The organism is Micromonospora sp. SH-82 (genome assembly GCF_051132485.1).
Classification (GTDB): Bacteria; Actinomycetota; Actinomycetes; order Mycobacteriales; family Micromonosporaceae; genus Micromonospora.
Map to the genome: position 1 here is coordinate 990,665 of NZ_CP148049.1, position 23,027 is coordinate 1,013,691.

Sequence of the window (23,027 nt, forward strand, 5' to 3'; positions counted from 1 at the left end):
TAACGTGCGATGTATCGGACCGATACATCGCACGAAAAGAGCTGATCAGGTCTCGGGGTGAGAGGGGTGGCCGGTGCTTGAGCTCGCCGTCCTGGGCATCCTCCAGGAAGCCCCGATGCACGGGTACGAGCTGCGCAAAGAGCTCTCCGCCAAGCTCGGCGCGATCCGGGCGGCGATCAGTTACGGCTCGCTCTACCCCACCCTGCGGCGGTTGCAGGCGGCCGGGTGGATCACCGAAGCCGACGAGACGCCCGCGACCGCCCAGGAGGTGCCCGCGTTGACCAGTCGACGCGGTCGGGTGGTCTACAAAATCACAGCCGAGGGCAAGGAGCGGTTCGCCGAGCTGATCGCCCAGACCGGTCCGGAGACGTACGACGACACGGGTTTCGGAGTGCACTTCGCCTTCTTCGCCCGCACCGACCAGGCCACCCGGCTCCGGATCCTGGAAGGTCGTCGCCGAAAGATCGAGGAACGTCGTGAAGGGCTTCGCGACGTGCTGGGCCGGGCGGCCGAGCGCCTCGACGCGTACACCCTGGAACTCCAGCGTCACGGGCTCGACGCCTGTGAACGTGAGGTCCGCTGGCTGGAGGAGCTCATCGCGAACGAGCGCTCCGGCCGACCGCCGACCGCCCCGCACACCGGGTCGGTCGACGGAGCACGAGATGACAGCAGCCCGCCCCCGCCTGGTGACTCCAGGACAGAGCGGCCGTGATGATGAAGAAGGAGGCAGACGCTATGGGCTCCGTCCGCGTCGCCATCGTCGGTGTGGGTAACTGCGCCTCGTCCCTGATCCAGGGCGTCGAGTACTACCGCAACGCCGACCCGAACGACCGCGTCCCGGGTCTCATGCACGTCACCTTCGGCGACTACCACGTCTCTGACGTGCAGTTCGTCGCGGCGTTCGACGTGGACGCCAAGAAGGTGGGCATGGACCTCGCCGAGGCGATCGTCGCCAGCGAGAACAACACCATCAAGCTCTGCGACGTGCCGCCGACCGGCGTCAGCGTCCAGCGCGGCCCGACCTTCGACGGTCTGGGGCAGTACTACCGCGAGATCATCGAGGAGTCCGACGCCGAGCCGGTCGACGTGGCCAAGGCGCTGCGTGACGCCCAGGTCGACGTGGTCGTGTCGTACCTTCCGGTCGGCTCCGAGCAGGCCGACAAGTTCTACGCCCAGGCGGCGATCGACGCCGGGTGCGCCTTCGTCAACGCCCTGCCGGTCTTCATCGCCTCCGACCCGGAGTGGGCGCAGAAGTTCACCGACGCCGGGCTGCCGATCGTCGGCGACGACATCAAGAGCCAGGTCGGGGCCACCATCGTGCACCGCGCCCTCGCGAAGCTCTTCGAGGACCGGGGCGTCGAGCTGCTGCGCACGTACCAGCTCAACTTCGGCGGCAACATGGACTTCATGAACATGCTGGAGCGCAACCGCCTGGTCTCGAAGAAGATCTCGAAGACCCAGTCGGTGACCTCCCAGGTGCCGCACGAGATGGCCAAGAGCGACGTGCACATCGGCCCGTCCGACCACGTCCCGTGGCTGGACGACCGCAAGTGGGCCTACATCCGCCTGGAGGGTCGCTCCTTCGGCGACACCCCGCTCAACGCGGAGCTGAAGCTCGAGGTCTGGGACTCGCCGAACTCGGCCGGCGTCATCATCGACGCGGTCCGGGCCGCCAAGATCGCCCTGGACCGCAAGATCGGCGGACCGATCCTGTCTGCCTCGTCGTACTTCATGAAGTCCCCCCCGGTCCAGTACGCCGACCACGAGGCGCACGCGGCCGTCGAGGGCTTCATCACCGGCGAGGTCGAGCGCTGACCCGCTACTGACGCATCAGCAGCAGACGGCGAGGGCCGGGTCCGTCTGGACCCGGCCCTCGCCGTCTCCACCTTCAGCCCGACATCTCCAGGTACGGCGACAGCCGCATGGCCAGCTCCTCCACCGAGTCGACCTCGCCACTGGTCAACGCCTCGGTGAGCGCCATCCGTTCCTTGGCGGGCATGTTCAGCAACATGTCGACGCGCTCCAGGCAGACATCCATTGCCGTCCAGGCAAGGCTGGCGTTCCACATGTCGAGCGGACGCCACACCGTGATCCCGTGCAGAAGGGCGGCCGCCTGGTTCAGCGGTGCTGGATAGACCTGGGCGTCCAACAGGCGTGCGTGAGGGCGGGCGGCGGCGGCGTAGAGGATGCCCCCGTCCCGCACCACCGTCTGTGAGGCCGTGCAACTGGCAAGCAGAAGAAGCAGGTCTTCGGCGTCGGGCCAGGATCGCGTCACCGGTCCCCCAACATCTCGTAGAACTCTGCGTTCCGCTCACGAACCCGCCGGGCAGCCTGGCGGGTCCACTCGTTGCGCTCCTGGCGGTCGAGGTACTCCTGGATCGCCAGCTCGACCGTTTTGTGCATGGAACGGTGCTCGGCCTCCGCAAGCTCACGGAGCCGCTGTTCAACTTCGGGCTTGAGCGTCAGGGTGAAGGCCATACCACTTTTGTATAGCCCTTCTGGGGGTGCGTCAACCACAGTCGGCACTGCTTCTCCTCCGCAAGATGGTCGTGTGGGTCCGACGTCCACCGACCAACGGCCGGACCGGTGAGTCGGGTGCGGCAACATGAGACGGATATGTGTAACGCCTGTCACTTTCCCATCCGCCGCGCGCTCGGTGCGGTACTGGCACGGCGGGCTGCCGGCACCCGGCTGGTAACCCGTTCGGCGCTGGTGTCGACGACGCGGAGCCCGGCCGGCTGGACGAAGATCGTCCGACGCGCGACGGCGTCGCCCCGCTCGTCGAGCTGGTAGACGTCCAGCCAGCACCACCCGTGGTAGGTGAGCAGTTCCGTGCGGACCCGGATCACCCGAGCGACGAACGGCCGCCGAAGAAACTGCACACTCGCCGCCCGGGTCACAGCGACCACGTCCCCGGCCCTGAGGTCGGCGGTCACGATCCGTACCGCCGCCACGCCCTGATCCGGGCGCGTGCCACCTCGACGGCCGGACACCGACCCCCGACACCACAGGCCGGACAGCGATGATGACGGTGGTGCTCCACCACCCGCCAGGCGGCGCGGACCAGGACGGGAAGCCGCCGACCGGTCACGACTGCGCCCCGTGTTCGAGGCCGACGGGAACGCAGCCGCTCGTCCGCCCCGGTCGGCGCGCAGGCCGCCATCGAAGCAGAGCGGCCAGGCGAGACTCCGACACCGCTTCGGGCAGCACCGGCAACCCCAACTCGACAAGCCGGTTCGCCGCCACGTTCGCCGGTCGGCACGGCCCCGGAGACCGGCAGATCCGACACAACCCGCCCGGATCGGGTACGTGAGCGGCGATGATCTCGTGTGCGGCACGGCTCTCCACCCGCGCCCGACTCTCGTGCAGTCCCATCGACGGCGTACCCCTCGGGGAAAGGGGCGGACGCGCGGTCCGTCACCGCCGTGAGGGGAACTCGCGGCGGGGCTCGCACGCCTGCCCGGCTCGACGCCGGGGATGCGCTGTCAGCTGGACGCACCCCGGCCCACAACCGAAGCGGTACGCACCCAGCACGCGCCGGTGCCCGCCCACAGCGGGTACGGCGTGGTAGACAGTCGGGGAGTCCGATCCCCGGGACGCCGTCCACCGTGAGGGGTCTCCCGTTCGGCTCGTTTCCGGACCGGGGTGGGCATGCCGCCAAGCCGACCCACCCCGGTCCGTCCCATCTCGACCACTGATCACCTTCGGTAACCACAGCCACACGCAGAATGCACGACACTCAGCGTCGATGCAAGCTTGCAACAGTGGAATCCACTCAGGCATTCTGTCCATGGTGGAAGGGAGTGGTGATGCCGAACGAACACGCGTTTACGCTTCGCGCTCAGTGGCTCGGTCAGCAGCTCCGCGAGATGCGGGAGAAGTCCCGGCTCACATTGCGCGACGTGGGTGAGTGTCTGAACCGCAACGCCAGCACGGTCAGTCGGATCGAGTCAGGCATGCTGCCTGCCAGAGTGCCCGAGGTGCTGACGTACCTCGACGTCTGCGGGATCGACGACCCGAAAAGACGCGACGATCTCAAGACCATGGCGCAGGATGTCTGGCAAAAGGGCTGGTGGGACGGCCTCCCCGCCAACGCTGCCGCCTCGTTGATCGACTGGATCTGGCTGGAGAGCCGCGCCACGGTAATCAGATCGTTCCAGGAATCGGTGGTGCCTGGTCTGCTCCAGACCAGGGAGTATGCCGAGGCCGTCATCCAGGCCGCCGACGAAGATCTCACCGACGACCAGTTCCGACGCTTTGTTGATCTACGGATGAACCGGCAGCAGCTCCTGAGCCTGCCCGAGCCCGTCCGGCTCTCCGCGATCATCACTGAAGGAGCGCTGCGTCGGGCGGTCGGCGGACCCGAGGTGATGCGCGCTCAGCTCGCTCATCTCCGTTCGATGGCGGGCTGGCCGAACGTCGAAATCATGGTCCTACCCCTTGCAGCCGGTGCCCATGCCAGTCCAGACGGCAGCTTCGACGTCTTCCAGATGCGTCGGCCGTATCCGTCCGCTGGCTGCATCTCAACGGTCGTCGGGACGATCGTGGCCGAAGGAGAGAAGGCCGACTCGCTGCACCAGCGTTACGATCGGCTACGCCGGGCGGCGCTGCGCAACGGTGCCGTACAGCGGATTCTTTTCGATCTGCAAGCACGTCTGGAGTGAGCGCATGGCGACCGTCGACCGCCCCACCAGCACCGGGCTCCCCGTGGCCTGGCACGTCAGCACCCGCAGCGGCAACGGCAGTGCCAACTGTGTCGAGGCGGGGCCGGTGCTCGACGGAAGTGCGCGGTACGCCGTCCGCGACAGCAAGGACCGCACCGGACCCACCCTCGTCTACCCCGCCACCGCCTGGGCCGCCTTCCTCACCGACCTCCACACCGGCCGCTTCGACCTCTCCGCCTGACCTGGCGACCCCGCCCGCGCCTCGGTGAACAGACATCGCCCGGAAACCATGACCGCTGGCGCTTGGCGCTTGGCGCACGATGATCGTTGGTTGTTGACCTACCCGACACGCCGAAGAAGGTGTCGATTAACTGCAAACGATCGTGGGCGTCGAGATGGTCGGTCGGAGGGTGAGGCTCAGGTCCAGGCGTGCCGGGACTTCAGGTCCATGCGCGCCGGAGGGCCACACCGGCCTCCAACTCCAGCAGGGTCACCTTGCGGGTCAGCCCGCCACCGAACCCGACCAGCTTCCCGCCCGCCCCGACGATCCGGTGGCAGGGGACGATGACCGGGATCGGATTGCGGTTGCAGGCCACCCCGACCGCCCGGGCCGCACCCGGTTCGCCGACCGCCCGCGCCACCTCGCCGTAGGTCGACGTCTCCCCGTACGGGATCCGGGTCATCTCCCGCCACACCGCCCGCTCGAAGTCCGAACCCCTCGGCGCGACCACCGGGACTGTGAACTCGGTCGACTCGCCTGCGAAGTAGGCCCGCAGCTCCCCGACCACCTGCCGGTCCAACTCGTGCTCCGGCTCCTCGACTGCGGAGGGCTCCCGTCCGAAGTGTGCCCCGCAGACCGACCCGGCGTCCGTGGCCACCGAGAACTCGCCGATCGGTGAGTCGAGCACGGTCCAGCGCATCACCCCATTGTCCCCGACCTCGGAGACCCTCCTCGGTCGATGCCCACTCATCGGCGACGGTCGACGGGCAGGGTTCGCCACCGGGGGGCGACGGCGGACCCGCCGCCGAGACCGTGGTCGATCGACCACCGTCTGCGGGCCGCCGCTGAGACCGATCTCACACCACCCTGCGTTTGCGCAGGTTCGGTAGCCTGCGGGGCGTGGCCACCGGGACTCTGATCTTCCTCATCATCGGTGCGGTCGGTGTCGGCGTGTTGGCGCTGTCGCTGCTCGGCACCGAACTGTTCCACGCGATCGGCGGGGACGTCGACGGACCCGTGTCGGTCGAGGTGGTCGCCGGGTTCACCGGCGCGTTCGGCTTCGGCGGGGCGATCGTCAACGAACTCCTCGGGGCGGGCAGCCCCGGACTGGTCGCGGCGGCGGCCGGTGGCGGTGCCCTCGCGGCGGTGCCCACCGCGTGGCTCGCGTCCCGGCTCAGCCGGGCGGCCAAGAACATGCCCACCGACCCCACACCCACCCGTGACCACCTGGTCGGCGCGATCGGGCTGGTGGTCACCCCGGTCTCGGCCGAGGGCTACGGCGAAGTCCGGGTACGCGTCGCCGGTCAGCCAGTCAAACTCAACGCCCGCGCCGACCGGCCCATCCCGGTCGGCACCCAGATCTTCGTCGTGCAGACCCTCAGTGAGACCAGCGTGCACGTCGAGACCTACTGAAAGACACGGAGCAGCATGCCAATCCTCATCGCCATCGGGGGCGCGGTCCTCCTCGTCCTCATCCTGGTCCTGTTCATCCTGTCCCGGATCAAGGTCGCCGGCCCGAACGAGGCGTTCATCGTCACCGGTCGCAGGGGGCGGACCACCCAGGGCGCGGACGGTAGCCGCTCCACCGACAACTCCGGGCAGAAGGTCGTCCTCGGGGCCTCGGTCTTCGTCCTCCCGGTGGTGCAGAAGATACAGTCCCTGGATCTGTCGAGCCGCCGGATCGACGTCAGCATCAAGGGCGCGGTCAGCAAGCAGGGCATCCGCGCCGACCTCCAGGGCGTCGCCATCGTCAAGGTCGGCGGCACCGAGGGTGCCATCCGGGCCGCCGCCCAGCGGTTCCTGCACCAGCAGGACGAGATCGAGGACTTCACCCGTGAGGTGTTGGCCGGTGCTCTCCGCTCGATCGTCGGTCGACTCACCGTCGAGGAGGTCATCCGGGACCGGGCGGCGTTCGCCAGCGCGGTCGCCGAGGAGGCCGAGCACTCGATGACCAACCAGGGCCTGGTGCTCGACACCTTCCAGCTCCAGGACATCCTGGCCGAGGGGACGTACCTGCAGGACCTCGGACGGCCCGAGGCCGCCCGCGTCCTCAAGGACGCGTCCATCGCCGAGGCCCGCGCCCGGCAGCAGGCCGAGCAGGAGCGGCTGCTCGCCGAGGAGGTCATCGCCGAGGCGAACCGGAACCTCGCCCTCAAGCAGGCCGGGATCCAGTCCGAGATCGACGCGGCCAAGGCCAAGTCGGCTGCCGCCGGTCCCCTGGCCCAGGCCGAGCGGGACCAGGCGATCCTCACCGAGCAGCAGAAGGTCGCCGAGCGCAACGCCGAGCTGAAGGAGCGTCAGCTCGACACCGAGGTCCGCAAGCCTGCCGACGCGGCCCGGTACAAGGTCGAGCAGGAGGCCGAGGCGGCCCGCAACGCGGCGGTCCTCAACGCCGACGCCCAGCGGCAGTCCACCATCGCCGCCGCCCAGGCTTCCGCCGAGCATTCCCGGCTCACCGGTGAGGGTGAGCGTGCCCGCCGGGCCGCGCTCGCCGAGGCGCATGCCATCGAGGGTGCCAAGGAGGGTGAGGCGGAGCAGCGCCGCCGTAGCGCGATCGCCGAGGCGGTCGAGCGGGAGGGTCAGGCCGAGGCTGCCGCGATCCTCGCCAGGGGTCAGGCCGAGGCCGACGCGATGGCCCGCAAGGCCGAGGCGTTCGGTGCGTACGGTGAGGCGGCCGTCCTGGACCTGCTGGTCAAGGTCCTGCCGCAGGTGGTCGAGGCGGCCAGCGCCCCGATCGGTGCTATCGACAAGATGACCGTCATCTCCACCGACGGGGCGTCCTCGCTGACCAAGTCGGTGGCCGGCAACGTGGCCCAGGGGCTCCAGCTCGGCAGCGACCTGACCGGGATCGACCTGACCAACCTTCTCGCCAAGCTCGGCGCTGCGCAGAACGTCGTTCCGACGACGTCGAACGGCAACGCCGACAAGGGCACGGTGGACGGCAGCGCCGTCGACCGCTGACCCGGGGCACCACGAACCGCCGAAGCGCAACGGGACCGCCGGAGCACCACGGGAACGCCCGAGCACCGTTGGACGGCCGGAGGACCACGGGAACCGCCGGCGCATCGGCTCGCAGGACGACGGAAGCGGCCCGGACCCCCGCGCAAGGGGTCCGGGCCGCTTCGGCGTCACCGCAGGATCAGACGACGCAGGATCACACGCCGCAGGATCGTCGGTGCAGGATCAGACGGCGGAGAAGAAGAACTTCTCCCCGTTGCCGAGGCCGAGGGTGGTGCTGTCCCAGTTGATGTTCCGGCTGGAGATCAGCTTGCTGGTGCCGGAGCTGCCGGCGGTGACCGCCTGGTCGTCGATGAAGGCCCGTACGTGCACCGAGCCGTCCGGGTTGTAGGACAGGAAGTCGAACTCCTGCCAGCTCCCGATCGAGGTGCCCCGGGCGATCAGGGGCTTGGTCCCGGCGCTCTCTGCGGTGACGTACTTGCCGTTGGAGAGCGCCTTCAGGGCGAAGTAACCGTCGCCCCGGTTCACCACCTCGAACTTCTCCCAGGTGCTGACCGTCGTCTTGGTCGCCACCAGCGAGGACTTGCCCGCGCTGGGGGTGGTGACGAACTTGTTGTTCGCCCGGGACCTGATGCTGACCACCGGCGCGGGGGCGTCGATGTCGAACTTCTCCCAGGTGCTGATGGTGGTCTTGCTCGCGATCAGCGGGGACTTGCCGGTGCTGGGCGTCGTCACGTACTTGCCGTTGACAGTCGCCTTGAGGCTGACCGTACCGTCGGTGTTGTGCACGAGCTGGAACTTCTCCCAGCCGCCGATCGCACTCGCCTTGGCCAGCAACGGCTGGGTGCCCTTGCTCTGCGCGGTCACGAACTTGTTGTTGGCCTTGGACCGCAGGGCGACCAGGTTGCTTCCGGCGTCGACGATGTCGTACCGCTCGGAGCCGCCGATCGCGCTCGCCTTGGCCAGCAGCGGCTTCTTGCCCTTGTCCTGGGCGGTGACGTACTTGCCGTTGGACCGGGCCTTGAGGGCGACGGAGTTGCGGGTCAGGATGTTCTTGGTGACCCGGAGCATCCGGTCCGTCGAGCCCCTGGGGTCGTGGACGACACCGGCCGTCCCGTTGGTGACGATCCGGTCGCGGACCTGCTTCGGGGTCAGCCCCGGCTCGGTCTGGAGCAGCACAGCTGCGGCACCGGCCACGTGGGGCGCCGCCATCGAGGTGCCGTTGAAGGCCACGCTGCCGCTGGTCACCTGGCCGACCTTGGGGGCCGCCTTCGCCGAGACGACGCTCACCCCGGGGGCGAACAGGTCCAGGCACCGGCCGTGGTTGGAGAACCAGGCCCGGTAGTCGATCCGGTCGGTGGCACCGACGGTGATGGCCGCCGGGACGCTCGCCGGGGAGACCTGGCAGGCGTCCTGCTGCTCGTTGCCGGCGGCGACGACGTACGTCAGACCGGAGCTGATGGATCGGTTGACGGCGTCGTCGACCGCGTGGTTGATCCCGCCGAACCCGAGGCTCAGGTTCACCACCGCCGGCTTGACCGCGTTCTGGGTCACCCAGTCGATGGCGGCGAGGAGTTGCTCGCTGTCACCGGCGCCGACGCAGTTCAGCACCCGGACCCCGACCAGCTTGACCTGCTTGGCCACCCCGTACGTGGTGCCGCCGATGGTGCCGGCGACGTGGGTGCCGTGGCCGTCGCAGTCCTGGGCGACGGCGTCGTCGTCGACGAAGTCGTAGCCGTTGGCGGCCCGCCCGTCGAAGTCGGTGTGGTCGATGTCGATGCCGCTGTCCACGACATACGCGGTGACACCCTTGCCGGTGTTCGAGTACGTGTAGGAGCCGGTCAGCTTCGGGGTGACCTGGTCGACCCGGTCCAACCCCCACGGGGGGTTCGGCTGGGTGGCCGAGGCGGTGACCCGCTGGACCTGCTCCACGTACGCCACTGCCGGGTCGTCCGCCACCCGCTGCGCCTGACGGCTCGTCATGGTGGCGGAGTAGCCGTCGACGGCCTCGGTGTAGATCTTGCGGATCTTCCCACCGTTGGCCTTGGTCAGGGTCGAGGCGGCGGAGCGTACGGCCTTGTCGGTCGCCCTGTCCTTGAGGACGACGATGTACCGGTCCGGCACGGCACCCGGGTTCTCGGTGCCCCGCACGAAAGCCCGCTCCCGGTCACCGGGGGCCGCCACCGCGGCGCTGCCGGTGACCACACAGGCGACGGAGGATGCGCAGACGAGGGCGAGCCCGGCGGCCGCAGAGCGGCGTATGACGCCACGACGTATCACTATGCGAACTCCCCGTGTGGTGATCGGCGTCCATCCCGGACGCCGAGGAACGACAGAACCCGGCCTCGCATCGAAGTGCGTGAGAGGGCCTGGGGTTGATCCTGCACCATCATGGACGATTGTCGACGGATTTCAGCTCAGCCGATCGGTCGATACGCCAGCGTCTCGTCGTCGGTGCGACGACCATCGGACATCCACGACGGAGAGGACACCACAGAGAGGACAGACCCGGGAGGAACGACGGACCGGACCTGCGCGGCCCGGTCACTGCGGAGGCCGGACCGGGTCAGTCGGAGACGCCCTCGGCGCGGGCCCAGCGCAGGAGTTCGGCCTCGGCGGCGTCCCGGTCCAGGGGGCCGTGCTCCAGGCGAAGCTCCTTGAGGTGCTTCCAGGCCCGGCCCACGATCGGGCCGGGGGGCACGCCGAGCAGCTCCATGATGGCGTTGCCGTCGAGGTCGGGGCGGACCCGGGCGAGGTCCTCGTCGGCGGCGATCCGGGCGATCCGCTCCTCCAGCGCGTCGTAGTCACCGGCGAGCTGGGCGGCCTTACGACGGTTGCGGGTGGTGCAGTCCGACCGGGTGAGCTTGTGCAGGCGGGACAGGAGGTCACCGGCGTCGGTGACGTACCGACGGACCGCCGAGTCGGTCCACTCGCCCCGGCCGTACCCGTAGAAGCGCAGGTGCAGGCCGACCAGCTTGACCACCTGGCTGGTGACGTCCTTGGGGTAGCGCAGCGCCTTCATCCGGGCCTTGGTCAGGCGGGCGCCGACCACCTCGTGGTGGTGGAAGCTGACCCGACCGTCCGACCCGACCGCCTTGGTGTCCGGCTTGCCCACGTCGTGCATGAGGGCGGCCATCCGGAGGACGAAGTCGGGGCCGTCGGACTCCAGGGAGATCGCGTTGCCGACCACCGTGAGGGTGTGCTCGTAGACGTCCTTGTGCTGGGCGTGCTCGTCGATCTCCAGCTTGAGGCCGGTCAGCTCGGGCAGGAACCGCTCGGCCAGGCCGGTGTCGACGAGCAGCCGGAGCCCGGTCACCGGGTCGGCGCCGCAGAGCAGCTTGGTGAACTCGTCCCGGATCCGCTCGGCGGTGATCCGGTCCAGGTCGGCGGCCATCCGGTTCATCGCCGCCCGGACGTCGGGGTGCACGGCGAAGCGCAGCTGTGCGGCGAACCGGGCCGCGCGCAGCATCCGCAACGGATCGTCGCCGAAGGACTCCTGCGGGGTCCCCGGGGTACGGACGACCTTCGCGGCCAGGTCGTCGAGCCCGCCGTGCGGGTCGGTGAACCGGTGGTCGGGCAGGCTCACCGCCATCGCGTTGACGGTGAAGTCCCGCCGCTTCAGGTCCTCGGTGAGGCTGGAACCGTACTCGACGATCGGGTTGCGGCTGACCTGGTCGTACGCCTCGGCGCGGAAGGTGGTGACCTCCAACCGCAGGCCGTCGCGCTGGCAGCCGATGGTGCCGAACTCCCGGCCGGTCTCCCAGACCGACTCGGCCCACCCCCGGACGATCTTCAGGGTCTGGTCCGGGTGGGCGTCGGTGCAGAAGTCGAGGTCGTCGCCGAGCCGCCCGAGCAGGGCGTCGCGGACCGATCCGCCGACCAGGTGCAGTTCGTGGCCGGCCCGCGCGAACCGGCGACCCAGCTCGTCGGCGACCGGGGAGACCCGCAGCAGTTCGGCGACGGCGTTGCGCTGCGCGGCGGTGAGTTCGCGGCGGTCGGCGACGGGGGGTACGGAGGCTTCGGACATCGGATCGTCAGACTATCGGGCGGCCTGTCGGTCCTGTCCGCCGGGCGTGGGTGTCCCGTACCGGTTGACTAAGGTCTGTGGCGTACGGGCGGTGGCCCGTCGGCGATCTACCCCTGGAGGCGACAGATGAGCGGCGGGCTCTACCGCAGCGCGAACGCCACACAGGGGGGCGGGGTGCCGCCGAACGACGGGGCCACCTTCATCTCCGCCGAACCCCCGGCCGTGGAGGCGACAGCCGCCCCGCAGGAGCAGGTCGCGGAGTCGAGCGCCGCCGCCAACAGCGCGATCATGGCGCTCGGCAGTCTGGTCAGCCGAGGGACCGGCTTCGTCCGGAACCTCATGATCGGCGCCGCCCTGGGCAACGTGGTCGGCAACGTCTACACCACCGCCCAGTTCCTGCCCAACCAGGTGTACGAGTTCCTCCTCGGCGGGGTGCTGACCAGCGTCCTGATCCCGGTGCTGGTCCGGCGCAGCAAGTCCGACCCGGACCGGGGCCAGGCGTACGCCCAGCGACTGCTCACCCTGGCGGTGATCGCGCTCGCCGTCGCCGTCGGGCTGGCGCTGCTCTCCGCCCCGGTCCTGACCCGCCTGTACGCGGGCGGCGGTGGCGACGACGACTACAACGGCCTGGTCACCAAGCTCTCCCTGCTGATGCTCCCGATGCTGTTCTTCACCGGGCTCAGCGCGCTGATCGCCGCGGTGTTGAACACCCGCGGGCACTTCGCCGCCCCGATGTGGGCGCCGATCCTGAACAACCTGGTCGTCATCGCCACCCTCGGTCTCTACATCCTGGTCTACGGCGCGCGGGCGCTCGACCCGGCCGACATGGGGATCGGTCAGATCCTGCTGGTCGGTGGGGGCACCCTGCTCGGGGTGGCGGTGCAGGCCATGGGGCTGCTGCCGGCGCTGCGCAAGGTGGGCTTCCGGTGGAAGCTGCGGTTCGACTTCGGCAAGCTGGGCCTGGCCGAAGTGGCCAAGCTCGGCGGCTGGATGTTCTGCTACGTCGCTGTCAACCAGCTCGGCCTCTTCGTGGTGGTCAACCTGCTCTCCCGGGCCGCCGGGGAGAACGCGGCCGGCCTGCTGATCTACAACAACGTCTTCCTGCTGCTGATGATGGCGCACGGGATCATCGCCGTATCGATCATCACCGCCCTGATGCCCCGGATGAGCGCCGCCGCCGCCGACGGGCGGCTACGGGACCTGGTCGCCGACCTGTCCCGGGGCGCCCGGATGATCAGCGCGGTGTTGGCCCCCATCGCGGTCTGCTACGCGGTCCTGGCCGGACCGATCTCCGTGGTGGTCTTCCGGTACGGCGCCTTCACCGGCGAGAACGCGGTGGCCACCTCGGTGGTGCTGCTGGCCGCCGCAGTGGCCCTGGTGCCGTTCGCCATCAGCCAGCTCTTCACCTTCGCGTTCTACGCCCTGCCGGACACCCGCACCCCGGCCCTGGTGAACATCCCGGTGGTGGCCCTGCGGGTGTTGGTCCAGGTCGGGCTCTTCCTCGCCTTCTCGGCCACCTTCGCGGCGGCCGGGATGATGATCGGCAACGCCGTCTCGTACGTGGTCGCGGCGATCGTCTCGGCGATGCTGCTCCGACCCCGGGTCGGGCGGATCGGCCTGGGTGAGATCATGCGTACGCTGGGTAAGGTTCTCGTCGCGGCGATCGGTGCGGCACTCGTGGGTCTGCTGGTGGTGAACCTGCTGCCCGGTGACCCGGGGGATCTGAGCTGGTTGGCGGCGGCAGTGCGGTTGGCAGTCGGTGGGGCGGCGATCGCGCTGACGTACCTCGGGTTGGCGATGCTGCTGCGGATCCGCGAGATCACCGAGGTGGTCGGGATGGTCCGGCGCAAGCTCGGAAGGTGAGACCCGCCCGTCGCACCTGCTCCTCTTTCCGCCCCCACGGAACGTGAGCGGTCGTCACCCGGCTGGGGACGAGCCTGTGGATAACTCAGTGAGTCGCGGGTGGGCAACCGTTTCGGCCTGTGGATAACCAGCCGTACGGCCGAGTTCGTGGGGCCGTACGGCGGGAATTGAACCGAGGGCGACGAGGGTCGCCCCGGTGTCACCGGATCGGGGTCAACCTCTAGATTGGCGAGTACAGGTGGCAGCAACACGGCTGACCGAGGTCACAACCGGACAAGGGTTCTCAGTTCCGACACCCTGCCGGACGCGGCCGAAAGATGACATGTCGGTGCCCGGACGATCCCGGGTAAGGTCACTCTCGACGGATACCGCACCGTCGACGCCCCGCGTCGACCCGGGAGACGGTCTCCGTCGAAGGCAGAGCGGACAGGCCACATGCCCAGCAGCGCGGGTCCATCGATCGACACGATCACCGAGGGAGGACGGGTGACCCAGGTCGGCGAGGGTCGAGAGACGGCGGGGAACACGCCGCCGGTCGCCACCTTCGGTGCTCCCACGGCCGGTGAGATTCTCGCCGAGCGGTACGAGCTGGTCGAGCACATCAACAACGACAGCGCCGGCCGACTGGTCTGGCGCGGCGTCGACGTCATCCTCCGTCGTCCCGTCGCGGTCGTCCTGCGGTACCCGGGTGGCGACTCCGCCACCGAGATGCTCCAGGCCGCCGTCGCCGCCAGCCGGGTGATCCACCCGAACCTGGTCGGCGTCTACGACGCCATCGACGAGGCGGACCGGGCGTACGTCGTCCGCGAGTGGGTGGACGGGCAGTCGCTGCGCGAGATGGTCGCCGCCGGTCCACTGGACCCGGCGCGGGCCACCGCCGTCGGCAGCGCCGTGGCCAGCGCCCTGGCCGCCGTGCACGCCACCGGCATGGTGCACGGCAACATGCACCCGGGCACCGTCATGATCAGCGACGACGGCCGGGTGGTCCTGGCCGACGCCCGCACCGACGGTGCCGACAGCGCCGAGAGCGACATCCGGGCCATCGGCGGGGTCCTCTACTTCGCCCTGACCGGTCACTGGCCGCACGCCGAGGCGCCGCTGCACGGGGCCACCGCCGGACACGGCCGGGCCGCCATCCCGGACGCCCTCCGGGACGCGGGCGGCACCCTGGCCTCCCCCCGGCAGATCCGGGCCGGAGTGCCGGCGTACCTCGACGACCTGACCATGGACCTGCTCGACCTGGGGATCACCCCGCCCGACTCGGACGTGCTCGCCGCCGAACTGGCCCGGCTGGACGTCCCCGGCGAGGAGCAGTTCCTGGAGCCCACCGGGCCGCTGCGGTTCGCCGCCGAGACCGGTGACGAGCCCTCTGCCCTGGCCGCCGTGAAGAACCGGAAGGTCGTCTTCGGCGTCGCCGGGCTTCTCGCCTTCGCCCTGGTCGCCATCCTGGCCGGGATCACGGTGCTCGGCGGTGACGAGGACGTCGCGCCGCAGGTCGCCCCCGCCGCCGTGCCGTCGCCGAACGCGCCGGTCACCGAGGGCAGCACCACCGCACCGGCCCCCCGGGTGGGCAAGCTCGACATCGTCGGCGCCCAGATCATCGACCCCGACAGCCGGGACCGGGTCGGCCTCGACGGCGCCGAGCGGGTGTTCGACGGCGACCAGGACAAGGGGTGGGCGACCCAGACGTACAAGGGTTCGCCCAACTTCGGCAACTACAAGCGGGGCATGGGGGTGTGGATCGACCTCGGCACCGAACGGACCGTCAAGTCGGTCCAGGTCAACCTCTCCGCCGTCGGGGCCTCCGCCACCCTCTACAGCGGCACCACCGCCCCCAGCGGGTCGTCCAACGCGGCGGACGACGCGCTGCTCAAGGCGTACGAGCGGTCCGCGATCGGGCAGCCGTTCGAGGACCACGACGGCACCACGATGACCTTCAACGGGTTCGACGCCGACCAGAAGTACCGTTACCTGCTGTTCTGGCTCACCGAGCTGCCGCCCAACGACGGCGGGTTCAAGATCGGGGTCCAGGAGATCACGGTTCAGGGGTCGTGACCGAGGCTCACACCGGCGGGGATGGTGATGGCCGGCGGTGATCGTACGACCGGCCCGGTGACCGAAGGGGCACCGGGCCCGCCGCCGTACACCGACCCGTCGGTGCCGACCCAGACCGGGCCGGCACCACAGGCGACGGATCTCGATCTGCTCCGGGCTCACGCCGCCGGAGACCCGTACGCCTTCACCGAGTTGTTCCGCCGTAACCGCAACCGGCTCTGGGCCGTGGCGCTGCGGACCGTGGGCGACCGGGAGGAGGCCGCGGACGCGCTCCAGGACGCCCTGCTCTCGGCTCATCGGGCCGCCGCCCGGTTCCGGGGTGAGTCGGCGGTGTCGACCTGGCTGCACCGGATCGTGGTGAACGCCTGCCTGGACCGGATCCGACGTCGGCAGGCCCACCCCACGGTGCCGCTGCCGGGCTCGACGCGGGGCGAGGACGCCGACCGGACGACCGGCGGCGTCGAGCCCGCCGCACCGGCCCAGGACCACGACACCGCGCTGGTGGTCCGGGAGGCGTTGGCCGGGCTCCCGGTGGAGCAGCGCGCCGCCCTGGTCCTGGTCGACGTGCAGGGCTACCCGGTCGCCGAGGTGGCCCGGATCCTCGGAGTCGCCGAGGGTACGGTCAAGAGCCGGTGCGCCCGGGGCCGCGCCCGGCTGGCAGTGATGCTCGGTCACCTCCGCACCGGGACAAAACCGACCGGTGCGGGTGACGTGTCGAGGGCCACCGACGGGAACCACCGCGCAGCCCAGGGCGTCGGATCAGCGTCGGGGCGTTCCCGACCGGACGCCCTCGGGGAGGAATCGTGACCACCGGCCGGTTCGAGGAGGTCGACCTCGACCTGCTCGCCGACTACCTCTGTGGGGTGCTCGACGGCACCCCCGAGGAGGCGGTGGTCGCCCGACTGGTCGCCGAGGACGCCGCCTGGGCACAGGCTCGGGCCCGGCTCGCTCCGGCGCTCTCGGCGGTCGGTGCCGACCTGGCCGAGTGGGGTGCCGACGCCCCCGAGATGCCGTCGGACGTCGCCGACCGGATCACCGCCGCCCTCGCCGCCCAGACCCCCACCGCCCCGGACCCCCTCGGCGTCGCGGACCCCCTCGGCGTCGCGCAGACCGGCGTTACGCAGACCGGCGTTACGCAGACCGGCGACGAGCAGGCCGGCGTTACCCAGACCGGCGTTACGCAGACCGGCGACGAGCAGGTGGGCGCGGGTGGGTCGCCGCACCGGGGCGTACCCAGGTCGTCGCAGCCGTCGGGCCGGGCAGCCCCCCGTGGCGCGGGGGCCGGCACCGGGCCGGGGCGTTCCCGACGGCGGCGGTGGGCCCGCCTGGCCGGTCCCGTCGCGGTGGCAGTGGTCTCCCTGGCCGCCTTCGGCCTCGGCGTCAACCAGTGGGGTACGAGCGCGGGCAGTCAGGACGGGGCAGCCACCTCGGCCGGGGACCGACCCGCGCCGGAGGCCGCCGGACCGATGGTGGGACCGATGTCCACCGCCCCGTTCCTCCTGGTCGCCGAGCCCGGATTCAACAGCGGCACCGACCACACCCGGCAGGGGCTGGCGGATCGGGGGGTCGGCCCGGCCGGCCTGGCCGACTCGGGGCTCAACGCCACCGACCAGCGGGAACCGACGGTCCCCGACGAGTTGGCCCGGCTCGCCGGTCGGCCCGCCCTGGAGGCCTGCCTCGCCGTGATCGTCACCGAACACGCCTTCGCCCCGGTCACCGTGGAACGCCTCGACTACGCGGCCTTCGAGGGCCGACCGGCCCTGATCGTCGAGTTCGTCGACGCCACCGGTGAGCGCTGGGCGTGGGCCAGCGGCCCCGGATGCGGTCTGACCGGCTCCGGCACAGACACCCGCTACCGGACCCGGGTAGGGTGAGGTCGCCGTCATTCCGGCGGTGACCTTCACGTGACGTGACCCACCGGCTGTCCGGTCGGGGAATCCCCGATTCGTACGATGGCGTTCTGCAAGTCAGCCGCCGGCGTCGTTGAACCGTCGGCACACGGATCGGCACCCCCTGCGGCGTTGGGTCGCTCGCCGGCGGTGGCGACGAGACACATCGGGAGACGGCAGTGGAAGAGGTCCGTAACCTCATCATCATCGGCTCCGGGCCGGCCGGTTACACCGCGGCGGTGTACGCCGCCCGCGCCAACCTGAAGCCCCTGGTCATCGAGGGCGTGCAGTCCGGCGGCGCGCTGATGACCACCACCGAGGTGGAGAACTTCCCCGGCTTCGCCGACGGCATCCTCGGCCCCGAGCTGATGGACAACATGCGCAAGCAGGCCGAGCGGTTCGGTGCCGAGTTCCTCACCGACGACGTGACCCGGGTCGAGTTGGTGGACACCGGAGCCGCCGGGTCCGACGCGACCAGCACCGTCTGGGTGGGCGAGCGGGCGTACCGGTCCCGGGCGGTCATCCTGACCACCGGCTCCGCGTGGCGTCCGCTGGGCGTCCCCGGCGAGCAGGAGTACCTCGGCCACGGCGTGTCGTCCTGCGCCACCTGTGACGGGTTCTTCTTCCGCAACCAGCACATCATCGTGGTCGGCGGCGGTGACTCGGCGATGGAGGAGGCGAGCTTCCTGACCCGGTTCGCCGAGTCGGTGACCATCGTGCACCGGCGCGACTCGTTCCGGGCCAGCAAGATCATGGCCGACCGGGCACTGAACAACGAGAAGATCAAGGTCGAGTGGAACACCGTGGTCGAGGAGGTCCTCGGCGCCGACGGCAAGGTCAGCGGGGCCCGGGTCCGCAACGTGCACACCGGTGAGAGCAAGGTCCTCGACGTGACCGGTGTCTTCGTGGCGATCGGCCACGACCCGCGCAGCGAGCTGTTCCACGGCCAGGTCGACCTCGACGACGAGGGGTACGTCAAGGTCGACGCGCCCAGCACCCGGACCAGTGTGCCCGGTGTCTTCGCCGCCGGTGACCTGGTCGACCACACCTATCGACAGGCGATCACCGCTGCCGGGACCGGCTGCGCCGCCGCGCTCGACGCCGAGCGGTTCATCGCCACCCTGGGTTGAGAAAACCGAAACCTGATCCCGGAGGAGGGGCACAGTGGGAGCAACGAAGGCGGTCACCGACGCCAGTTTCGTCAGTGACGTGTTGAAGTCCGACAAGCCAGTACTTGTGGACTTCTGGGCCGAGTGGTGCGGTCCGTGCCGCAAGGTGTCGCCGCTGCTCGAAGAGATCGCGGGCGAGATGGGTGACCAGGTCACCATCGTCAAGCTCAACATCGACGAGAACCCGGAGACGGCCCGCGCGTACCGGATCATGTCGGTGCCGACCCTGACCGTGTTCAAGGGCGGCGAGCCGGTGCAGTCCATCGCCGGGGCCAAGCCGAAGGGCGAACTGGTCCGACTGATCCAGTCGGCGCTCTGACCAGGGCGTACCCGAACGAACGCAGAACCCCCGTCGCCCCTGAGGGGTGGCGGGGGTTCTGCGTCGGCAGCCGGTCGCGGACCCGCGCCTCGCAGGTCGGGACCGGCCGCGCCGCTGCCCGCCCGGCGGGTGTCGACGCATCACGGCAACCCACCTCGCCCGGCCCGGCACCGGGATACGCTCCCTAGGCAGCCGCAACGAGGCAGGCCCTCGGCGGCGTCCCGGTCCGTCGACCACCGCCGCCCGCCCGGTCGGCGTCCGCGCAGAGGGGGTCGTGCGTGCGTCCGATCCGACCCGGTGACCGGGGATCCGCAGTACGGGAGATCCGCGCGGTCCTGACCGGCCTCGACCTGCTCGCCCCGGCCGACGGACGCAACTGCGACGAGTTCGACGCGGCAACCGAACGGGCGGTACGCGCCTTCCAGCAGTCCCGAGGGCTCAGCGCCGACGGATGGGTCGGTGAGGAGACCTGGCGGGCGCTGGACGCGGCCCGCTGGCGGTTGGGGGCCCGCACCCTGTACCACGCCGTGCCCGAGCCGCTGACCGGCGAGGACGTCCGCTCGCTCCAGGAACGCCTGCTGGAGATGGGCTACGACGTGGGCCGCGCCGACGCCGTCTACGGGCTGCGGACCTCCCGGGCACTGGCCCAGTTCCAACGTGAGGTGGGGCTGAAACCGGACGGGTCGTGTGGACCGCACACCATGGGTGCACTGCGCCGACTCGGCCGCAAGGTGATCGGCGGACGCCCCCAGTGGCTACGCGAGTCCGACGCCATCCGCCAGTCCGGTCCCACCCTGGTCGGCCGGACCGTCGTCGTCGACCCCGGGCACGGCGGCACCGACAACGGGGTGGTGGTGCCGGACGGTCCCCTGCACTGGACCGAGGCCGAGTTGGTCCACGACCTGGCCAGCCGGCTGGAGGGGCGGCTGGCCGCCTCCGGGGTACGGGTGCACCTCACCCGAGGTCCGGCCCCCCGGGCCTGCCTGCCCGACACCGACCGGGCCGAACTCGCCAACTCCCTCGGCGCGGACGTGTTCATCTCCCTGCACACCGACCGGCACGCCAACCCGGAGGCGGAAGGGGTGGCCACCTACCACTACGGCACCGACAACGGGGTGACCTCCGCGACCGGGGAACGCCTCGCCGGCCTGGTGCAGCGGGAGATCGTGGCCCGGACCGGGCTGCGGGACTGCCGTACCCACGCCAAGGGTTGGACCCTGCTGCGGTTGACCCGGATGCCGGCGGTACGGGTCGAGGTCGGGTACCTGACCTCGCCCACGGACCGGTCGCGCCTGGTCGATCCCCGGTTCCGCGACCGGGTGGCCGAGTCGATCGTGGCCGGGGTGCAGCGGATGTACCTGCCGATCGAGTTGGACGTCCCGACCGGCTCGATCGACGTCAGCGAACTACGGGCTGCGGTGGCGGCGCGTACGCTGCTCAACCGCGCCTGAAAGGGGACCCGCGCCGGTCGGCTTCAGCTGACGGTGGAGCTGGTGGCCGGGGCGGGGCGGACCGGACGCAGCAGGGTCTCCGGGCTCATCGACCCGAGGAGCTTCTCCAACGCGTACTCGACGTCGGACTTCCAACTGAGCGCGGTCCGCAGCTCCAGCCGCAGGCGGGGGTACCGGGGATGCGGGCGGACCGTCTTGAAGCCCACCGAGAGGAAGAAGTCCGCCGGTGCGACACACCCGTCTGCCCGGTCGCCGTCGTCACCGAACTTGGCGTCCCCGAACGCTTCGATCGCCTTGATCCCCCGCTTGGTCAGGTCCCGTGCGACACCCTGCACCAGCATCCGCCCCAGGCCACCACCGGCGAAGGCGGGCACCACGTGCGCCGTGGTCAACAACGCGGCGTCGGCGGAGACGGGGGAGGTGGGGAAGGCCATGGACCGGGGCACGTACGCCGGTGGCGCGTACATCACGAAGCCGGCCGGCATCCCGTCGACGTAGACGAGCTTCCCGCAGGAACCCCACTCCAGCAGGGTCTGGGAGACCCAGGCCTCCTTCTCCAACCCCGGGTCACCCGCCGCGCAGGCCCGGTCGGCGGAGACCGGATCGAGTTCCCAGTGCACGCACTGCCGGCACGGGCGGGGCAGGTCTTCCAGCGTGTCGAGGGTCAAACTGACCAGGCGTCGCGACATTGCACATCCTCACCTCGGGCTGGGAGGTGTGACCGGCACGGTCCGATGCCCCGTCGACCGTACGGCGGCCGACGGTATGCGCCGCTTTTCCCCGCCCCCGACAGGCGATGGTACGCCGTCGACCGCCGACGTGGGAGTGAACGCGCGAACCCGTGGACACCGTGACGAGGGTGCCGGTCCCGTCCGGGAGGACCGCTGCCCAGGTCACAGCCTTCGCCGTCACCGCCTCCCGACGTACGGAACCGGGGTCCGGGATGTGGACGGTCGGGTGGGTGGGGCGTGCGATACGCCTCGACCGGACTACCATCAACCAACCGGCGCCCTGCGCCATGGTCACCGACCCCCCGGGTATCCGGGGCGCGGGGAGCCACCCGAGAAGCAATCGAGGTGATGTCATGACCGGAACGACGCTCGACGACTACACCGACCGGTACGCCCGGCGGGTCCAGGGCATGACGGCCTCGGAGATCCGGGCACTCTTCGCCGTGGCGAGCCGCCCCGAGGTCGTCTCCCTCGCCGGCGGAGCCCCCTACATCGCCGCGCTGCCCCTGGACGCGGTGGGCGAGATGCTGGGCAAGCTCGGCGCGGAGCACGGCACCACCACCCTCCAGTACGGCATCGGCCAGGGCACCCTGGAGCTACGGGAGCGGATCTGCGAGGTGATGGCGCTCTCCGGTATCGACGCCGCCTGCGGCGCCTCACCCGAGGACGTGGTGGTGACCGTCGGCGGTCAGCAGGCCCTCGACCTGGTGGCCCGACTCTTCCTGGACCCGGGTGACGTGGTGCTCGCCGAGGGCCCGACCTACGTCGGCGCACTCGGCGTGTTCCAGGCCGCCCAGGCCCAGGTCGTGCACGTGCCGATGGACTCCGACGGGCTGATCCCCGAGGCCCTCGAAGTGGCCATCGCCGACGTGGCCCGCTCCGGCCGCCGGGCCAAGTTCCTCTACACCATCCCCACCTACCAGAACCCGGCCGGCGTGACCCTGAGCGAGGAGCGCCGGGAACGGGTGTTGGAGATCTGCGAGCAGGCCGGACTGCTGGTGGTCGAGGACGACCCGTACGGTCAGCTGGGTTTCGAGGGTGAGGCACCGCGCCCGCTGCGGGCCCGCCGCCGCGACGGTGTCTTCTACCTGAGCACCTTCTCCAAGACCTTCGCCCCCGGCCTGCGGGTCGGGTGGATCCTCGCTCCGCACGCCGTGCGCGACAAGCTGGTCATCGCCAGCGAGGCCCAGATCCTCTGCCCCAGCGCCTACGCCCAGGCGGCGGTCTCCGCCTACCTCGGCACCATGCCCTGGCGGGAGCAGCTCAAGGTCTACCGCGAGGTCTACCGGGAACGCCGGGACACCCTACTTGCCTCCCTGACCGATCTGATGCCCGCCGGCACCACCTGGACCACGCCGGCCGGAGGGCTCTTCGTCTGGGCCTCCCTGCCCGACGGGCTCGACGCCAAGGCGATGATGCCCCGGGCCATCACCGCCCGGGTCGCCTACGTGCCGGGCACCGGCTTCTACGCCGACGGCTCCGGAGCGGGGAACATGCGGCTGAACTTCTCCTTCCCGCCGCCGGAGCGGATCCGGGAGGGCGTACGCCGACTCGCCTCCGTGATGGAACAGGACATCGCCATGCGCCGGGTGTTCGGACCCGTCGGCGACCAGGGTCCGCGTCGTGGGCGGGCCGGTGCCGACACCCCCGGTCCAGACTTGGCATGATGCCCGGCATGGGT

At 70.5% G+C, this 23,027-nt stretch carries 21 protein-coding genes; 14 read left to right on the top strand and 7 right to left on the bottom strand.

Annotated features, from left to right (window positions below; all coding sequences use genetic code 11):
• The first annotated feature begins 73 nt into the window (after positions 1 to 73).
• Both WHN02_RS04600 and WHN02_RS04605 read left to right on the top strand, forming a co-directional pair.
• Entirely contained in the window at positions 74 to 712 is a 639-nt protein-coding gene (locus tag WHN02_RS04600) for a PadR family transcriptional regulator (protein WP_434742204.1), read from the top strand.
• 23 nt (positions 713 to 735) lie between these two features.
• Positions 736 to 1,815 carry an inositol-3-phosphate synthase gene (locus tag WHN02_RS04605; RefSeq protein WP_350900046.1) on the top strand — a complete coding sequence of 360 codons (1,080 nt, stop codon included), beginning with the start codon at positions 736 to 738 and terminating at the stop codon, positions 1,813 to 1,815.
• A gap of 73 nt (positions 1,816 to 1,888) precedes the next feature.
• Here WHN02_RS04605 and WHN02_RS04610 read toward each other — a convergent pair whose 3' ends face one another.
• From WHN02_RS04610 to WHN02_RS04620, 3 genes are all read right to left on the bottom strand, one after another.
• Positions 1,889 to 2,275, bottom strand: a complete 387-nt coding sequence (locus WHN02_RS04610; RefSeq protein ID WP_434742205.1) for a hypothetical protein — start codon at positions 2,273 to 2,275, stop codon at positions 1,889 to 1,891.
• Entirely contained in the window at positions 2,272 to 2,478 is a 207-nt protein-coding gene (locus tag WHN02_RS04615) for a ribbon-helix-helix protein, CopG family (RefSeq protein WP_350900050.1), read from the bottom strand. The genes WHN02_RS04610 and WHN02_RS04615 overlap by 4 nt, the downstream gene beginning before the upstream one ends.
• Before the next feature lie 152 nt (positions 2,479 to 2,630).
• Complete coding sequence (locus WHN02_RS04620; RefSeq protein WP_434742206.1) at positions 2,631 to 2,954, bottom strand: hypothetical protein; 324 nt, start codon at positions 2,952 to 2,954, stop codon at positions 2,631 to 2,633.
• A gap of 855 nt (positions 2,955 to 3,809) precedes the next feature.
• On the opposite strand from WHN02_RS04620, the gene WHN02_RS04625 reads away from it, so the two are divergent.
• Positions 3,810 to 4,664, top strand: a complete 855-nt coding sequence (locus tag WHN02_RS04625; protein WP_434742207.1) for a helix-turn-helix domain-containing protein — start codon at positions 3,810 to 3,812, stop codon at positions 4,662 to 4,664.
• A 4-nt stretch (positions 4,665 to 4,668) separates the two neighbouring features.
• On the top strand, positions 4,669 to 4,905 hold the full coding sequence (locus tag WHN02_RS04630) for a DUF397 domain-containing protein (protein ID WP_434742208.1): 237 nt from the start codon (positions 4,669 to 4,671) through the stop codon (positions 4,903 to 4,905).
• Between the two features lie 199 nt (positions 4,906 to 5,104).
• Here WHN02_RS04630 and WHN02_RS04635 read toward each other — a convergent pair whose 3' ends face one another.
• Positions 5,105 to 5,584 carry a methylated-DNA--[protein]-cysteine S-methyltransferase gene (locus WHN02_RS04635; RefSeq protein ID WP_434742209.1) on the bottom strand — a complete coding sequence of 160 codons (480 nt, stop codon included), beginning with the start codon at positions 5,582 to 5,584 and terminating at the stop codon, positions 5,105 to 5,107.
• Positions 5,585 to 5,775: 191 nt separating this feature from the next.
• On the opposite strand from WHN02_RS04635, the gene WHN02_RS04640 reads away from it, so the two are divergent.
• Positions 5,776 to 6,297, top strand: coding sequence for a hypothetical protein (locus WHN02_RS04640; RefSeq protein WP_434743819.1), 522 nt, complete (start codon positions 5,776 to 5,778; stop codon positions 6,295 to 6,297).
• Positions 6,298 to 6,312: 15 nt separating this feature from the next.
• Positions 6,313 to 7,845 carry a flotillin family protein gene (locus WHN02_RS04645; protein ID WP_434742210.1) on the top strand — a complete coding sequence of 511 codons (1,533 nt, stop codon included), beginning with the start codon at positions 6,313 to 6,315 and terminating at the stop codon, positions 7,843 to 7,845.
• 222 nt (positions 7,846 to 8,067) lie between these two features.
• Here WHN02_RS04645 and WHN02_RS04650 read toward each other — a convergent pair whose 3' ends face one another.
• Complete coding sequence (locus WHN02_RS04650; protein ID WP_434742211.1) at positions 8,068 to 10,122, bottom strand: S8 family serine peptidase; 2,055 nt, start codon at positions 10,120 to 10,122, stop codon at positions 8,068 to 8,070.
• 286 nt (positions 10,123 to 10,408) lie between these two features.
• Positions 10,409 to 11,869, bottom strand: coding sequence for a CCA tRNA nucleotidyltransferase (locus tag WHN02_RS04655; protein WP_434742212.1), 1,461 nt, complete (start codon positions 11,867 to 11,869; stop codon positions 10,409 to 10,411).
• A gap of 126 nt (positions 11,870 to 11,995) precedes the next feature.
• On the opposite strand from WHN02_RS04655, the gene murJ reads away from it, so the two are divergent.
• From murJ to WHN02_RS04690, 7 genes are all read left to right on the top strand, one after another.
• Positions 11,996 to 13,732, top strand: a complete 1,737-nt coding sequence (gene murJ / locus WHN02_RS04660) for a murein biosynthesis integral membrane protein MurJ (protein WP_434742213.1) — start codon at positions 11,996 to 11,998, stop codon at positions 13,730 to 13,732.
• Between the two features lie 435 nt (positions 13,733 to 14,167).
• Positions 14,168 to 15,787, top strand: a complete 1,620-nt coding sequence (locus tag WHN02_RS04665) for a protein kinase family protein (protein ID WP_434742214.1) — start codon at positions 14,168 to 14,170, stop codon at positions 15,785 to 15,787.
• 21 nt (positions 15,788 to 15,808) lie between these two features.
• A complete protein-coding gene (gene sigM, locus WHN02_RS04670; protein ID WP_434742215.1) occupies positions 15,809 to 16,594 on the top strand; it encodes an RNA polymerase sigma factor SigM in 786 nt (261 codons plus the stop codon).
• Complete coding sequence (locus tag WHN02_RS04675; RefSeq protein ID WP_434742216.1) at positions 16,591 to 17,661, top strand: hypothetical protein; 1,071 nt, start codon at positions 16,591 to 16,593, stop codon at positions 17,659 to 17,661. Before sigM ends, WHN02_RS04675 begins: the two co-directional genes overlap by 4 nt.
• 194 nt (positions 17,662 to 17,855) lie before the next feature.
• Positions 17,856 to 18,806, top strand: coding sequence for a thioredoxin-disulfide reductase (trxB, locus tag WHN02_RS04680; RefSeq protein WP_434742217.1), 951 nt, complete (start codon positions 17,856 to 17,858; stop codon positions 18,804 to 18,806).
• A gap of 34 nt (positions 18,807 to 18,840) precedes the next feature.
• Entirely contained in the window at positions 18,841 to 19,164 is a 324-nt protein-coding gene (gene trxA / locus WHN02_RS04685; RefSeq protein ID WP_350899246.1) for a thioredoxin, read from the top strand.
• A 278-nt stretch (positions 19,165 to 19,442) separates the two neighbouring features.
• Positions 19,443 to 20,615: an N-acetylmuramoyl-L-alanine amidase gene (locus tag WHN02_RS04690; RefSeq protein WP_434742218.1), complete on the top strand. Its 1,173-nt coding sequence runs from the start codon at positions 19,443 to 19,445 to the stop codon at positions 20,613 to 20,615.
• A 23-nt stretch (positions 20,616 to 20,638) separates the two neighbouring features.
• Here WHN02_RS04690 and WHN02_RS04695 read toward each other — a convergent pair whose 3' ends face one another.
• On the bottom strand, positions 20,639 to 21,304 hold the full coding sequence (locus WHN02_RS04695) for a GNAT family N-acetyltransferase (protein ID WP_434742219.1): 666 nt from the start codon (positions 21,302 to 21,304) through the stop codon (positions 20,639 to 20,641).
• 395 nt (positions 21,305 to 21,699) lie between these two features.
• Here WHN02_RS04695 and WHN02_RS04700 point away from each other — a divergent pair, with 395 nt between their 5' ends.
• On the top strand, positions 21,700 to 23,013 hold the full coding sequence (locus WHN02_RS04700; protein ID WP_434742220.1) for a PLP-dependent aminotransferase family protein: 1,314 nt from the start codon (positions 21,700 to 21,702) through the stop codon (positions 23,011 to 23,013).
• The last annotated feature ends 14 nt before the right edge of the window (positions 23,014 to 23,027 follow it).

What these genes read in the sequence shown, in the direction of transcription:
- WHN02_RS04605 (WP_350900046.1), top strand. Translation starts at nt 736, where the DNA reads ATGGGCTCCGTCCGCGTCGCCATCGTCGGTGTGGGTAACTGCGCCTCG.
- WHN02_RS04615 (WP_350900050.1), bottom strand. Translation starts at nt 2,478, where the DNA reads ATGGCCTTCACCCTGACGCTCAAGCCCGAAGTTGAACAGCGGCTCCGT.
- WHN02_RS04625 (WP_434742207.1), top strand. Translation starts at nt 3,810, where the DNA reads ATGCCGAACGAACACGCGTTTACGCTTCGCGCTCAGTGGCTCGGTCAG.
- WHN02_RS04630 (WP_434742208.1), top strand. Translation starts at nt 4,669, where the DNA reads ATGGCGACCGTCGACCGCCCCACCAGCACCGGGCTCCCCGTGGCCTGG.
- WHN02_RS04635 (WP_434742209.1), bottom strand. Translation starts at nt 5,584, where the DNA reads ATGCGCTGGACCGTGCTCGACTCACCGATCGGCGAGTTCTCGGTGGCC.
- WHN02_RS04645 (WP_434742210.1), top strand. Translation starts at nt 6,313, where the DNA reads ATGCCAATCCTCATCGCCATCGGGGGCGCGGTCCTCCTCGTCCTCATC.
- WHN02_RS04655 (WP_434742212.1), bottom strand. Translation starts at nt 11,869, where the DNA reads ATGTCCGAAGCCTCCGTACCCCCCGTCGCCGACCGCCGCGAACTCACC.
- murJ (WP_434742213.1), top strand. Translation starts at nt 11,996, where the DNA reads ATGAGCGGCGGGCTCTACCGCAGCGCGAACGCCACACAGGGGGGCGGG.
- WHN02_RS04665 (WP_434742214.1), top strand. Translation starts at nt 14,168, where the DNA reads ATGCCCAGCAGCGCGGGTCCATCGATCGACACGATCACCGAGGGAGGA.
- sigM (WP_434742215.1), top strand. Translation starts at nt 15,809, where the DNA reads ATGGTGATGGCCGGCGGTGATCGTACGACCGGCCCGGTGACCGAAGGG.
- WHN02_RS04695 (WP_434742219.1), bottom strand. Translation starts at nt 21,304, where the DNA reads ATGTCGCGACGCCTGGTCAGTTTGACCCTCGACACGCTGGAAGACCTG.
- WHN02_RS04700 (WP_434742220.1), top strand. Translation starts at nt 21,700, where the DNA reads ATGACCGGAACGACGCTCGACGACTACACCGACCGGTACGCCCGGCGG.